The 13,666-nt window shown below is 62.6% G+C and carries 12 protein-coding genes; 7 read left to right on the top strand and 5 right to left on the bottom strand.

Annotated elements, in window-relative coordinates; all coding sequences use genetic code 11:
- Positions 1-260 precede the first annotated feature (260 nt).
- A complete protein-coding gene (locus AC1RCO_RS29835; protein ID WP_011060275.1) occupies positions 261-1,724 on the top strand; it encodes a glyceraldehyde-3-phosphate dehydrogenase in 1,464 nt (487 codons plus the stop codon).
- 115 nt (positions 1,725-1,839) lie between these two features.
- Here AC1RCO_RS29835 and AC1RCO_RS29830 read toward each other — a convergent pair whose 3' ends face one another.
- Positions 1,840-3,138 (bottom strand): MFS transporter, encoded by a 1,299-nt coding sequence (locus AC1RCO_RS29830; RefSeq protein WP_011060276.1) that lies wholly within the window; start codon positions 3,136-3,138, stop codon positions 1,840-1,842.
- Positions 3,139-3,466: 328 nt separating this feature from the next.
- Between AC1RCO_RS29830 and AC1RCO_RS29825 the strand changes: the two genes are divergently transcribed.
- Positions 3,467-4,441 carry an FAD:protein FMN transferase gene (locus AC1RCO_RS29825; RefSeq protein WP_011060277.1) on the top strand — a complete coding sequence of 325 codons (975 nt, stop codon included), beginning with the start codon at positions 3,467-3,469 and terminating at the stop codon, positions 4,439-4,441.
- Positions 4,442-4,642: 201 nt separating this feature from the next.
- Positions 4,643-6,037 (top strand): Si-specific NAD(P)(+) transhydrogenase, encoded by a 1,395-nt coding sequence (gene sthA, locus AC1RCO_RS29820; protein WP_011060278.1) that lies wholly within the window; start codon positions 4,643-4,645, stop codon positions 6,035-6,037.
- Positions 6,038-6,079: 42 nt separating this feature from the next.
- Here sthA and AC1RCO_RS29815 read toward each other — a convergent pair whose 3' ends face one another.
- Together AC1RCO_RS29815 and AC1RCO_RS29810 are read right to left on the bottom strand one after the other, a co-directional pair.
- Positions 6,080-6,802: a glycerophosphodiester phosphodiesterase gene (locus AC1RCO_RS29815; protein ID WP_015634820.1), complete on the bottom strand. Its 723-nt coding sequence runs from the start codon at positions 6,800-6,802 to the stop codon at positions 6,080-6,082.
- A gap of 50 nt (positions 6,803-6,852) precedes the next feature.
- On the bottom strand, positions 6,853-7,440 hold the full coding sequence (locus AC1RCO_RS29810) for a PilZ domain-containing protein (RefSeq protein WP_011060280.1): 588 nt from the start codon (positions 7,438-7,440) through the stop codon (positions 6,853-6,855).
- A 94-nt stretch (positions 7,441-7,534) separates the two neighbouring features.
- Between AC1RCO_RS29810 and AC1RCO_RS29805 the strand changes: the two genes are divergently transcribed.
- The 3 genes from AC1RCO_RS29805 (at position 7,535) to AC1RCO_RS29795 (ending at position 10,792) form a co-directional block, all read left to right on the top strand.
- On the top strand, positions 7,535-8,785 hold the full coding sequence (locus AC1RCO_RS29805; RefSeq protein ID WP_011060281.1) for a lipoprotein-releasing ABC transporter permease subunit: 1,251 nt from the start codon (positions 7,535-7,537) through the stop codon (positions 8,783-8,785).
- A gap of 7 nt (positions 8,786-8,792) precedes the next feature.
- Positions 8,793-9,476 carry a lipoprotein-releasing ABC transporter ATP-binding protein LolD gene (gene lolD, locus AC1RCO_RS29800; protein WP_015634822.1) on the top strand — a complete coding sequence of 228 codons (684 nt, stop codon included), beginning with the start codon at positions 8,793-8,795 and terminating at the stop codon, positions 9,474-9,476.
- A gap of 71 nt (positions 9,477-9,547) precedes the next feature.
- Positions 9,548-10,792, top strand: a complete 1,245-nt coding sequence (locus AC1RCO_RS29795) for a lipoprotein-releasing ABC transporter permease subunit (protein WP_011060283.1) — start codon at positions 9,548-9,550, stop codon at positions 10,790-10,792.
- 69 nt (positions 10,793-10,861) lie between these two features.
- On the opposite strand, the gene AC1RCO_RS29790 is transcribed toward AC1RCO_RS29795, so the two are convergent.
- On the bottom strand, positions 10,862-12,223 hold the full coding sequence (locus tag AC1RCO_RS29790; RefSeq protein ID WP_492618330.1) for a heavy metal sensor histidine kinase: 1,362 nt from the start codon (positions 12,221-12,223) through the stop codon (positions 10,862-10,864).
- On the bottom strand, positions 12,223-12,903 hold the full coding sequence (locus AC1RCO_RS29785; protein WP_041116967.1) for a heavy metal response regulator transcription factor: 681 nt from the start codon (positions 12,901-12,903) through the stop codon (positions 12,223-12,225). The genes AC1RCO_RS29790 and AC1RCO_RS29785 overlap by 1 nt, the downstream gene beginning before the upstream one ends.
- A 157-nt stretch (positions 12,904-13,060) precedes the next feature.
- On the opposite strand from AC1RCO_RS29785, the gene copI reads away from it, so the two are divergent.
- The gene (gene copI, locus AC1RCO_RS29780) at positions 13,061-13,612 is read left to right on the top strand and encodes a copper-resistant cuproprotein CopI (RefSeq protein ID WP_019093682.1); all 552 of its coding nucleotides are present in this window, start codon (positions 13,061-13,063) and stop codon (positions 13,610-13,612) included.
- Positions 13,613-13,666: the final 54 nt, after the last annotated feature.

The following is a 13,666-nucleotide window of genomic DNA, read 5'->3' as shown; positions in this document are numbered from 1 at the left end:
GGGGCAAATGTAGTGGCTATGACAACAAAATGCGCTTCTTGACCTGAAATGTAGTGCCGATTGTGGCTGGTGTTACGGAGGGTTACAGACAGGCTGGTGTGATGTCCAAAAAATTGACGCTGCTGGAAGCCGCGGTTTTACTGGTCTCCAGCACAGTGGTGTTTTTTTGCAAGGGCTTTTTGTTACGTTCCGCACGACAGGCGCGCATTGCTACGACAGGAACTGGGCGGCATAATGTAGCCCCTTTTTTCTGCCCCTACATGTGGAAGGTTCCCGTGACTCAGAAGCCCGACCAGTGTCTTGGTGAATGGATCGACCGTGAAGCACTCGCAGAAGCGATGATTCCGCTTATCGGTCAGCTCTACCGCAATAACAACGTGGTGAGCTCGATCTATGGCCGCAGCCTGATCAACCAGTCTGTCATCGCGATTCTCAAAGCTCACCGCTTTGCTCGCCACCGTTCCTCCGACGATAGCGAACTCTCCGTCCACGAAACATTCCCTCTGCTTAAAGCCATGAGCGAGCTCAAGCTCGGCGCGGCATCGGTAGACCTGGGCAAGTTGGCGTTCAAATTCCGTAACGAAGGCAATGGCCGCAGCGCCGAGCAGTTCGTTCGCGAAGAAATGGCTGATGTGGTTGGCCAGCAAAATGCTTCGGCCCGCAAAGGCACTGACGTAGTCCTGTACGGCTTCGGTCGTATCGGCCGTCTGCTGGCGCGCATCCTGATCGAGAAAACCGGTGGTGGCGACGGCCTGCGTCTGCGCGCCATCGTGGTGCGCAAGGGCGCCGAAAACGACCTGACCAAGCGCGCCAGCCTGCTGCGTCGCGACTCGGTGCACGGTTCGTTCAACGGCACCATCACCATCGACGAAGAAAACAACACCATCACCGCCAACGGTAACCTGATCCAGGTCATCTACGCGAAGAACCCGACCGAGGTGGACTACACCCAGTACGGCATCAAGGACGCTCTGCTGGTGGACAACACCGGTGTATGGCGTGACGCCGACGGTCTGGGCCAGCACCTGGCCTGCCCGGGTATCGATCGCGTTGTTCTGACCGCGCCAGGCAAAGGCAAGCTGAAGAACATCGTTCACGGTATCAACCACAACGAAATCACCGCTGACGACAAGATCGTGTCCGCCGCTTCCTGCACCACCAACGCCATCGTGCCGGTGCTGAAGGCTGTGAATGACAAGTTCGGCATCATCAACGGTCACGTCGAAACCGTTCACTCGTACACCAACGACCAGAACCTGATCGACAACTTCCACAAGGGCGATCGCCGTGGCCGTAGCGCCGCGCTGAACATGGTGATCACCGAGACCGGTGCTGCTACTGCTGCTGCCAAGGCCCTGCCTGAGCTGGCCGGCAAGCTGACCGGTAACGCGATCCGCGTTCCGACGCCAAACGTGTCGATGGCCATTCTCAACCTGAACCTCGAGAAAGCCGCCACCCGTGAAGAGATGAACGAGTACCTGCGCTACATGGCGCTGCACTCCGACCTGCACAAGCAGATCGACTTCGTCAACTCGCAGGAAGTGGTGTCCACCGACTTCGTGGGCTCGCGTCACGCCGGTGTGGTCGACGCTGAAGCGACCATCGTTCAGGACAACCGCGTTGTTCTGTACGTCTGGTACGACAACGAGTTCGGTTACAGCTGCCAGGTAGTGCGCGTGATGGAAGACATGGCCGGGGTCAACCCGCCAGCGTTCCCACGCTAAGCGACTGCTGAAATGAAAACGCCCCGACTTGTCGGGGCGTTTTTGTTTGTGGCTTTGCGCCGGCAAGCCAGGTCGGCGCAACCGTAGGAGCTGGCTTGCCAGCGAAGCGTTTGTCTCAGGCGCCGCGCGCTGTTGCCGCTTGCGCGGTACGCAGTTCGTGGCGATTACCGCGGAACAGCACCAGGGTGGCGATCAGCCCCAGCACCGCCGCGCCACTGAGCCAGATGCCCGGAGCCGCCTGATTGCCCAGGACGTGGATCAGGTAGGTGCAGGCTGCCGGGGTAAAGCCGCCGAAGGTCGCGGTGGCCAGGCTGTAGGCCAGGGAGAAACCCGTGGTGCGCACTTCCACCGGCATGATTTCAGTCAGGGCCACCACCATCGCGCCGTTATACGAGCCATAGAGGAAAGACAGCCACAGCTCGACGATCAGCAGGTGGCTGAAGCTGGGGTTGGCCACCAGCCAGGACAGTGCCGGATAAGCCGTGAAGATGGCCAGGATGGTCGCCCCCAGCAGCAGCGGCTTGCGGCCGATTTTGTCCGACAGTGACCCCATGACCGGCAGCCAGAAGAAGTTCGACAGACCGATGCACACGGTTACCAGCAGGGCGTCGAAGTCCGACAGGTGCAATTCGGCCTTGCCGAAGGTCGGGGTGTAGGCGGTGATCAGGTAGAAGGACACGGTGGTCATCACCACCAGAGCCATGCCGGCGATGACGATGCCGAAGTTCTGGCCGATGGAACGGACGATTTCCTGCAGCGAAGGGCGATGCTTGCGGGCCTGGAACTCCGGGGTCTCTTCCAGGGAGCGACGGATCATGAAGATCGCCGGAACAATCATGCAGCCCACCAGGAACGGCACGCGCCAGCCCCAGTCACCCATTTGCTCGGGGCTCAGCCAGTGGTTCAGGCCTACGCCCAGCAGGCCGGCGAAGACCACTGCGGCCTGTTGGCTGGCCGACTGCCAACTGACGAAGAAGCCCTTGCGGCCCGGCGTGGAGATTTCGGCGAGGTACACCGACACCCCGCCCAGCTCGACGCCGGCGGAAAAGCCCTGCAGCAGGCGACCCAGCAGCACCAGCAAGGGCGCGGCGACGCCAAGGGTGGCGTAGCCCGGCACGCAGGCAATCAGCACGGTGCCCGCGGCCATCAGTGCCAGGGTAATGATCAGGCCTTGGCGACGGCCGTGACGGTCAATGTAGGCACCGAGGAAAATCGCTCCCAGGGGGCGCATCAGGAAGCCCGCGCCAAAGGTCGCCAGGGACAGCATCAACGAGGCGAAGGCGCTGTCCGCAGGAAAGAAGGTCTTGGCAATCGCCGTGGCGTAGAAGCCGTAGACCATGAAGTCGAACATCTCGAGAAAGTTGCCGCTGACAACGCGAAAGATCGCCTTGCCTTTGCCCGTGGTCGTGGACATTTTTTTCACTCACTTTGGCTGTCTTGTTAGCAATCCCTGGTCGTTATGCGTCCCTTACTGCAAAGTCGGGGCTCGAGGCTGCACGCTGAACAGTTTTGTAACGATATGTGTATGAAAGCCATCCGGCAACAAAAACTCTTGGGGTGGCAGGGCGGCTCTAGATCAAGGTTCTGCCCGTAGCCAAGGCGGTGGGACGCCGGGCAGGCGGCCTCCGTCTGTCGCATAATGGCCATTTGTACTGCCAGCTGGCCCAGCAGGGCGGTTGATCGGGAGGAACACCTTGTCGGGTAAGCAACGATCGCGATGGAGCGCTTTGTACGCCGCGCTGGTGCTGCTGGCCGGTTGTGGCGGCGAGCGCCTGGAAAGCCTCTCCGGGCCGACCATGGGCAGCACCTGGTCGGTGCAGTATGTGCGTCACGCCCAGGGGCCGGCGCCGTCCCTGGTACAGGCTGAGGTCGAGGGAATTCTGGCGGAGGTCGACGGGCAGATGTCCACCTATCGCAGCGATTCGGACATCGAGCGTTTCAACGCCTTGCCCGCCGATAGCTGCCAGCCGATGCCGGAGCCGGTGTTGCAGTTGGTGCGAGTGGGTGAGCAGTTGTCCCGGGACAGCGATGGCGCCTTCGACCTGACGGTGGAACCGCTGCTGGATCTCTGGGGTTTTGGCCCTCAGGGGCGCGAGGAAAAGGTTCCCGGCGCGTCAGCCCTGGCTGAGGTGCGGCAGCGGGTAGGGCACGCTCACCTGCGTATCGAAGGGCAGGAGCTGTGCAAGGATGCGCCGGTGGAGGTGGATTTCAACAGCATCGCCGCCGGCTATGCGGTGGACCGCATCGCTGCCCGGCTCACGCAACTGGGGATCGACAGCTTCCTTGCCGAAGCCACCGGTGAGCTCAAGGCCGTGGGTCGCAAGCCCGACGGCTCACCATGGCGGATAGCCCTGGAGGAGCCGCGTGATGACCAGCAGGTAGCCCAGCGGGTGATCGCCCTGGATGGTTTTGGCGTTTCCACTTCCGGCGACTACCGTAATTACTTCGAGCAGGACGGCCAGCGTTACTCCCATACCTTCGATGCCCGGCTCGGCCAACCCATCGCCCACCCGTTGGCCTCGGTAACGGTGATTCATCCTTCGGCGTTGATGGCCGATGGCCTGTCGACGCTGTTGCTGATACTCGGCCCGGAGGCGGGCTGGGACTACGCGGAAAAACACGGCATCGCCGGATTTTTTGTGATGCGCAGCGCTACAGGTTTCGTCACACGCAGCAACCCGGCTTTCGATGCGCTGCTGGCCGGGCAAAAACAATAACCTGGTGCGCTGTTGCGCAGCCTGTAGTGCAGGCAAAAGTAGCCTACGACGCGACCAAGGGTTAATGTGCGCGGCGTTGACGCTTCTATAGACTGTGCCCGGGTTCGTAACCGAGCCAAATTGATCCTTCATGCCGCTGGCCGCGGCATGATTTAGCCGGAGACGCCAGAAGGGTGTCTCGGCCTGTTCTGAGGAGTACGCATGGCTGTCTACAACTACGACGTAGTGGTGCTGGGCTCAGGCCCCGCTGGAGAAGGTGCGGCGATGAACGCCGCGAAAGCAGGACGCAAAGTGGCGATGGTCGATAGCCGTCGCCAGGTCGGCGGCAACTGCACCCACCTGGGTACCATCCCGTCCAAGGCCCTGCGTCACTCGGTCCGGCAGATCATGCAGTTCAACACCAACCCGATGTTCCGGGCCATTGGCGAGCCGCGCTGGTTCTCCTTCCCGGACGTGCTCAAGAGCGCCGAGAAGGTCATCTCCAAGCAAGTGGCCTCGCGTACCGGCTACTACGCCCGCAACCGGGTCGATGTGTTCTTCGGCACTGGCAGCTTCGCCGACGAGCAGACCGTGGAAGTGGTCTGCGCCAACGGCGTGGTGGAAAAGCTGGTAGCCAAGCACATCATCATTGCCACCGGCTCGCGCCCCTATCGCCCCGCGGATATCGATTTCAGCCACCCGCGTATCTACGATAGCGACACCATCCTCAGCCTCGGCCACACCCCGCGCAAACTCATCGTCTACGGCGCCGGGGTCATCGGTTGCGAATACGCCTCGATCTTCAGTGGCCTGGGGGTTCTGGTGGAGCTGGTGGACAACCGCGGCCAGTTGCTGAGCTTCCTGGATTCTGAAATCTCCCAGGCCCTGAGCTACCACTTCAGCAACAACAACATCACCGTGCGCCACAACGAGGAATACGACCGCGTTGAAGGTGTGGACAACGGCGTGATCCTGCACCTCAAGTCCGGCAAGAAGATCAAGGCCGACGCCTTGCTCTGGTGCAACGGCCGTACCGGCAATACCGACAAGCTGGGCATGGAGAACATCGGGGTCAAGGTCAACAGCCGCGGCCAGATCGAAGTCGACGAGAACTACCGCACCTGCGTGCCGAACATCTACGGGGCCGGTGACGTGATCGGCTGGCCGAGCCTGGCCAGTGCCGCCCACGACCAGGGTCGTTCCGCGGCCGGCAGTATTGTCGACAACGGCAGTTGGCGCTTCGTCAACGACGTGCCGACCGGGATCTACACCATTCCCGAGATCAGCTCCATCGGCAAGAACGAGCAGGAACTGACCCAGGCCAAGGTGCCTTACGAGGTGGGCAAGGCGTTCTTCAAGGGCATGGCCCGTGCGCAGATCGCCGGCGAGCCTCAAGGCATGCTGAAGATCCTGTTCCACCGGGAAACCCTGGAAGTCCTCGGCGTCCATTGCTTCGGCTACCAGGCTTCGGAGATCGTGCACATCGGCCAGGCGATCATGAGCCAGCCGGGCGAGCTCAACACCCTGAAGTACTTCGTCAACACCACCTTCAACTACCCGACCATGGCCGAAGCCTATCGGGTAGCGGCATACGATGGCCTCAACCGGCTTTTTTGAGCGGCTCCGGCCGGTGGCCTGAGCCGGCCGGGGAGACCGATTTCAGCGATTCTCGAGGGTGGCGCTGGCCAAACCGGGAAAGTCTGTAATCAGGCTATCTACGCCGAAGTCGGCGAGCCTGCGCATCAGCGCAGGCTCGTTGACCGTCCATACCGACACATGCAAGCCCTGGCGCTGCGCCCGTTGCAGACGCTCTGGGGTGCACAGCGTCCAGTTCAACGCCAGAATCTCGCAGCCATAGCTCTGGGCGACCTTCAATGGGTCGAGCCAGGCGTATTCGGCTACCAGTCCGCGGGACAGGTCCGGGGTCAGCTCCACGGCGGCCTTCAATACTTCCCGAGAACTTGAGGTCACGGTGACCTTGTCCAGCAGGCCGAAACGCTGGGCCATTTCGCGAATCGCCAGCACCGTGGTGGCGGCGCGAGTGCGCGAGGCGCTCTTGACCTCCAGCTGCCAGTGCTCGAAGTCGCATTTCTCGAACAGCTCTTCCAGGCGCGGAATGGGGCAGGGGTTGACCCAGCCCGGGCCGCCCTTGCGCGCGTCGTAGGTCACCAGCTCGGCGGCGGAATGCTCCACCACTTTGCCGCGCCGGTCTGTGGTGCGCTTGAGGGTCGGGTCGTGGATCACCATCAACTCGCCGTCCATGGACAGGTGCAAGTCGAGCTCGCAACGGCGCACGCCGTGCTTGAGGCACTCCTGAAAGCTGGTCAGGGTATTTTCCGGTGCTTCGCCTTTAGCGCCGCGATGGCCATAGATCAGGGTCACAATTGCTCCTTCACGGATGTTGTTCCTTAAGAGAGGGTCGGGCGTACTGCTCAGCCGGCGGCGGGGTCGCTCTGCTCCCGGGCCTGGCGGCGTTGCTGGGCCTGTTTCTGCAGGATATAGCGCGCCAGCAGCTGGCGTTGGGCATCGGTCAATGCTTCGAACTCGGTGCCGATCTCGAAGGTGCCAAAGCTCTGGGGCTCGCAGTGGGTGACCTTGGCCCGCAGCAGCAGGCCCAGGGCCTGCGGCATCAGCAACAGCTTAACCGCCAGATGGCTGCCGGTTGGGTAGCACTGGTGATGGCTGAATTCGATGCCGCCCTCGGACAGAATGACCCGCTGCGGCTCGCCGAACTTGCCGAACACCGTTTGCGCCACCACCTGGCTGAGCAGGTCGATGCGTTTGTTCATGGCCTTGAGGTAGCTGGCCAGGGTGCGATCGCGCTCGCTGACCTGGCGCAGCAGATGCTGGGATTCGAATTCACTCAGGTGCAGTTCACTGAGCAGATTGAACAGTGGGGACTCATCCTGCAACACTTCCTTGCTCGCCGCGTCGAGGGCGGACAAGGGGCTAATTTCCAGTGCGATCGTGTCCTCGATACGGTAGTATTCGCGGCGATCTTCTTCATCTAATGTCGACATGGCGAACCCATGGTAGAGGCAGTGGTCTGAGTGTAAAGCTGCTTACCAGGCCCCGCCACAAGGACGTCTTCTTTTCCTCTGCACAAGCCCCGACATGTTCAGACCTCTGTTTGCTTTTATCGGCACGCGTTACACCCGTGCAAAGCGTCGCAATCATTTTGTGTCATTCATTTCCCTGACTTCGATGATCGGACTCGCCCTTGGCGTGATCGTGATGATCGTGGTGCTGTCGGTGATGAACGGCTTCGATCATGAGATGCGCACCCGCGTGCTGGGCATGGTGCCCCACGCCACCATCGAATCCGGCGAACCCATCAGCGACTGGCAAAGCCTGGCCGACAAGGTCAAGCAGAACCCCAAAGTGCTGGCGGTGGCACCGTTCACCCAGATGCAGGGCCTGTTGACCAACAACGGCCAGGTGCAGAAGGTGCTGCTCAATGCCATCGACCCCGAGCAGGAGCGACAGGTGTCGATCATCGACCACTTCATGCAGCAGGGGCAGTTGGACGCGCTGGCGCCCGGTAGCTTCGGCATTGTCATTGGTGACAAGGCGGCAACCAAGCTGGGTGTCGGCCTGGGAGACAAGCTGACCTTCGTCGCCCCGGAAGTCACGGTGACCCCGGCCGGGATGTTCCCACGGATGAAGCGTTTTACCGTGGTGGGCATCTTCCATGTCGGCGCCGGCGAGATCGACGGCTACCTGGGCCTGACCAACCTCCAGGACCTGGGTCGCCTGCACCGCTGGAAGGCGGATCAGGTACAAGGCCTGCGGCTGAAGTTCGACGACCTGTTCCAGGCCCCGCGCACCGCCTGGGAAATCGCCCAGCAGCTGGGTGAGAACCACTATTACGCCCGCGACTGGACCCGTACCCACGGCAACCTGTACCAGGCCATCCGCATGGAAAAAGCCATGATCGGCCTGTTGCTGCTGCTGATCGTCGCGGTGGCCGCGTTCAACATCATCTCGACCCTGGTGATGGTGGTGAACGACAAGAAGGGCGATATCGCCATCCTCCGCACCCTGGGGGCGACGCCGGGAACCATCATGGCGATCTTCATGGTCCAGGGCACGGTGATCGGCGTGGTCGGCACCCTGATCGGTGCTGTGCTGGGGATGCTGGCGGCGCTGAACGTGAGTGCCGCGATTTCTGCCCTTGAAGGCCTGATCGGCCACAAATTCCTGAATGCCGACGTGTATTTCATCGACTACCTGCCGTCGCAACTGATGGCCGAGGATGTGTTGATGGTCTGCGGCGCGGCATTGGTCCTGAGTTTCCTCGCCACCCTGTATCCAGCCTGGCGTGCGGCGCGCACCCAGCCTGCGGAGGCGCTACGTTATGAGTGAGTTGGGCATGAGTGAAAAAGCAATCCTGAGCTGCCGCGACCTGGGCAAGTCCTATGAGGAAGGCCCGGAATCGGTGGTGGTCCTGTCTGGCCTGCAACTGGAGCTGCACCCGGGTGAGCGAGTGGCCATCGTCGGCACTTCCGGCTCGGGCAAGAGTACCTTGCTCAACCTGCTGGGCGGCCTGGATACGCCATCCAAGGGCAGCGTCTGGCTGGCGGGCGAGGAGCTTTCGGCGCTGGGCGAGAAGGCCCGCGGCCAGTTGCGCAACCGCGCCCTGGGCTTCGTCTACCAGTTCCACCATCTGCTGCCGGAGTTCACCGCGCTGGAGAACGTCTGCATGCCGCTGCTGATTGGCCGCACGCCGATCCCGGAAGCCCGTCAGCGTGCCACCGCGCTGCTGGAGCGGGTCGGGCTCGGCCATCGGCTGGAGCACAAACCGGCCGAGCTGTCCGGTGGCGAGCGCCAGCGGGTGGCCATTGCCCGGGCGCTGGTGAACAAGCCGGGGCTGGTGATGCTCGATGAGCCCACCGGCAACCTCGACTCGCACACGGCCCAGGGAATTCAGGACCTGATGCTGGAGCTCAGTACCTCGATGCGCACCGCCTTCCTGGTGGTGACCCACGACATGAACCTGGCCAGGCAGATGGACCGCGTATTGCACCTGCAAGAAGGTCACCTGGTCGCCATCTGATGCGCCCGCACACGGCGTCGGCGGCTGGGCTGTCGATGCCGGGTCATTAATCTTTCCAGGGTGCCTTGCCCATGTTCAGACCTTTATCGATCTTTATCGGCACGCGCTACACCCGCGCCAAGCGGCGCAATCGTTTTGTCTCGTTCATTTCCATGACCTCGATGATCGGCCTCGCCCTGGGCGTGTTGGCGATGATCGTGGTGCTGTCGGTGATGAACGGCTTCCAGCGGGAAATGAGCTCGCGCATCCTCGGCATGGTGCCCCACGCCACTATCGTTGGGGTCAAGCCCATCGATGACTGGCAGCCGGTGGCCGCGGCGGCCCTGAAGAATCCGGAAGTCACCGCCGCGGTGCCCTTTACTGAGATGGAGGGCATGCTCTCCTACAAGGGGGCGATGCAGCCGATCCAGATCAGCGGCATCGATCCGGCCCAGGAAGGCAAGGTGTCCATCGTTGCCCAGCATATTGTCCAGGGCAGCCTGCAAGACCTGAAACCTGGCGAGTTCGGCGTGGTGATCGGCGAGATCACGGCCCGGCGCTTTCGCCTGAACGTCGGCGACAAGCTGACCCTGATCGTGCCTGAAGTGAGCACTGCACCGGGGGGGATCACCCCGCGCATGCAACGCCTCAACGTGGTTGGGGTATTCAAGGTGGGGGCCGAGCTGGATGGCTCCATGGGCCTGATTCATGTGGCCGATGCTGCAGAAATGCAGCACTGGCAGCCGAACCAGGTGCAGAGCGTGCGCCTGGCGGTCAAGGACCTGTATGCCGCGCCAAAGGTCTCGGCGGATATCGCCAAGGGCCTGGGGGCGGACTTCCGCGCCGATGACTGGACCCACACCCAGGGCAGCCTGTTCAGCGCGATGAAGATGGAAAAGACCATGATCGGCCTGTTACTGCTGATGATCGTGGCGGTGGCGGCATTCAACATCATCGCCACCTTGATCATGGTGGTGAATGACAAGGGGGCGGACATCGCGATCCTGCGCACCATCGGCGCCACACCACGGCAGATCATGGCGATCTTCATGGTCCAGGGGACGGTGATCGGTATCGTCGGCACCCTGATCGGTGGGGTGCTGGGGGTAATCGCGGCGCTGAACGTGAGTGAGCTGGTGGGCTGGCTGGAAAGAATCAGCGGCCAGCAGATCTTCAGCTCCGATGTGTATTTCGTCAGTAACCTGCCTTCTGAACTGCAGGGCGGCGACGTGGTGCTGATCTGTGGTGCCGGCTTCGTTCTGAGCTTCCTGGCGACCGTGTATCCGGCCTGGCGCGCGTCCAAGGTCGAGCCGGCCCACGCTTTGCGCTACTCCTGAGACCCGCCTTCGCCGGCCGCCGGCTCCTGTCCGATTGGTGCAGGAGCCGGCTGGCCGGCGAACAGTCCCTCAATCCTGCCTTGGCAACTCGATCACGAAACGGGTCCAGCCCGCCGCCGATTCGCATCGGATCTGCCCGCCGTGGGCACGAATGATCGACTGAGTGATCGCCAGCCCCAACCCCGCATGTTCACTGCTGCCTTCGCGCCGTGCCGGGTCGGCCCGGTAGAAACGGTCGAACAGGCGCGGCAGTACATCCTTGGCGATCCCTTCGCCGGTATTCTCGATGCTCAGGCTCAGGTGCCCGGCACTTTCGTTGATGCGCACCTTGACCGCGCCCCCGGCCGGAGTGAAGCGCAGGGCATTGTCCAGCAGGTTGGACAACGCCCGGCGCAGCATGCTGCGGTCCCCGGCAAAGCCGGCCTGGCCTTCACGGGTCAGTTCGATCTGTGCGTCTTCGGCCAGGGGGCCATAGAACTCCAGCAGCATGTCGGTTTCCTGGGCCAGCTCCAGCGCTTCGCGCCTGGGTGTAAGCAAGCCGTGGTCGGCCTTGGCCAGGTACAGCATGTCGTTGACCAGTTGCGCCATCCATTGCAGCTCCTCCAGGTTGCTGTGCAGGGCTTCGCGATAGTCCTCCAGCGGCCGGGGGCGGGTCAGGGTGACCTGGGTGTGGGTCAGCAGGTTCGACAAAGGGGTGCGCAGTTCGTGGGCGATGTCGGCGGAAAATGCCGAGAGGCGCTGAAACGACTCTTCAAGACGGCCCAGCATGGCGTTGAAGCTGCTGGCCAGTTCCGCCAGCTCGGCGGGCATCTGTTCCTGGGGCAGGCGCTGGGTCAGGGAACTGGCGGAGACCCCGGCGGCCACCGCGCCCATGCGCCGCAACGGGCGCAGGCCACTGCGGGCGGCCCAGGCGCCGAGCAGGGCAGTGGCCAGGGCCGAGAGGCCCACGGTGAGCCAGATCAGGTGTTGCATGCGCTGCAGAAAGTGCTGGTGATGGGTGATGTCGAGGATCAGGGTCAATTGCGGCGAGGCCGCCTGGCCGGGATTCAGCGCTGCTGTGTAGAGACGGTAGGCGGTGCCGGCCTGCTCCAGGCTGCGCAAGCCGGCACCGCCAGGCAGAGAGGCGGGCAGGCCGGGGGCGCTGTCGAACCAGAGCTGGCCATTGACGTCGCCGACTCGTAGCTGCAGGTCCGGCTGGTGGCTCAGTTCGTCCTGCAGCCTGGCCTGGCTCGGGGAGAAGTCACCGGCCTCGTTGACATCCTGCAAGGCGCTGCGCAGGGCCAGCAGCTTGCCGTCCAGCAGTTGCTGATCCAGTTCGATGAAATGGGCTTCGCTGGCGCGGCTGAACAACACCCCCGCCAACAATGAGACCACTGCGGTGCAGGCGGCGAACAGCAGCGCCAGGCGCCCGCTCAGGGACAGGCGGCGCATCAGGCCTGGCGCTCTTCGAGCACGTAGCCCATGCCGCGTACGGTATGGATCAGTTTGTTCGGGAAATCGTCGTCGATCTTCAGGCGCAGGCGGCGGATGGCTACTTCGATGACGTTGGTATCGCTGTCGAAATTCATGTCCCAGACCTGGGAGGCAATCAGCGACTTGGGCAGGACTTCGCCCTGGCGCCGCAGGAGCATTTCCAGCAGGGCGAATTCCTTGGCGGTCAGGTCGATGCGCTGGCTGCCGCGTTCTACCCGGCGGCGGATCAGGTCCAGGCGCAGGTCTGCCAGTTGCAGGCTGGTTTCCTGGGCCACGGCGCTGCCCCGGCGCAGCAGGCTGCGGACCCGGGCCAGCAGTTCGGAGAAGGCAAAAGGCTTGACCAGGTAGTCGTCGGCCCCCAGTTCCAGGCCGTGCACCCGGTCTTGCACGGCATCCCGGGCGGTGAGGAACAGTACCGGCATCTCCAGCCCGGCGCTGCGCACCGCCTGGAGGATCTGCCAGCCGTCGCGACCCGGCAGCATCACGTCGAGAATCAGCAGAGCGTAGTCGCCGGTCAGGGCCAGGTGCTGGCCGGTGCTGCCGTCGGCCACCAGTTCGGCGTTGAAGCCGGCCTCGCTCAGGCCCTGGCGCAGGTAGTGGCCGGTTTTGGGTTGGTCTTCGACGATCAGCAGTTTCATGGTGGGACTCGTGGCGGTTGGAACCCGGGCTTTATACCGTGCAGCAGGCCAGGGCAGTGCAAGCTGACAAAGTTGTAATCTGCATGTCAGCTGGCTGGCAGCGGCAGGGCTCTAGAGTGTGCCACAGGCTGAATCCCGATCTTGTTGGAGTCTGATGATGAGTATGCAAAACCTGTTGTGGCGAAGCCGGTCGATCCTGGGGGGCTGCCTGATGCTGTTGAGTGCACCGCTCTGGGCCTCGCCGGCCGGCTCCTACGATTTTGGCCAGCCGGCGCCTGCGGCCAAGGCCACTCGCAGTGTCGAGGTGGTGATGGGGGACATGTCGTTCAATCCCAAGGCCCTGGAGATCAAGGCCGGCGAGACGGTGCGATTCGTGCTGATCAACAAGGGGCAGTTGCTGCATGAGTTCAATCTGGGCAACGCGGCCATGCATGCCGAGCACCAGCAGGAAATGCTCAAGATGCAGCAGAGCGGCATGCTCACCCCGACCGGCATGAAGGCGATGGATCATGGAGCCATGGGCCACGGCTCGATGGCAGGCATGGACCATGGCATGCAGCATGACGATCCCAACAGCGTGCTGGTGGAGCCGGGCAAGCAGGCGGAACTGACCTGGACCTTCAGCAAGAGCGGCAACCTGGAGTTCGCCTGCAACATTCCAGGGCACTACCAGGCCGGGATGGTGGGCAAGCTGACGGTCACCCCATAGGCATCCGGGGCTCAAAGGCGGGAGCAAAGGCTGATAGAATCCGCTGATTCTTCA

It is taken from the genome of Pseudomonas sp. GW823-FHT03E05 (assembly GCF_058796855.1).
The sequence above is the reverse complement of the archived record's forward strand: the minus strand, read 5'-3'. Positions and strand labels throughout refer to the sequence as shown.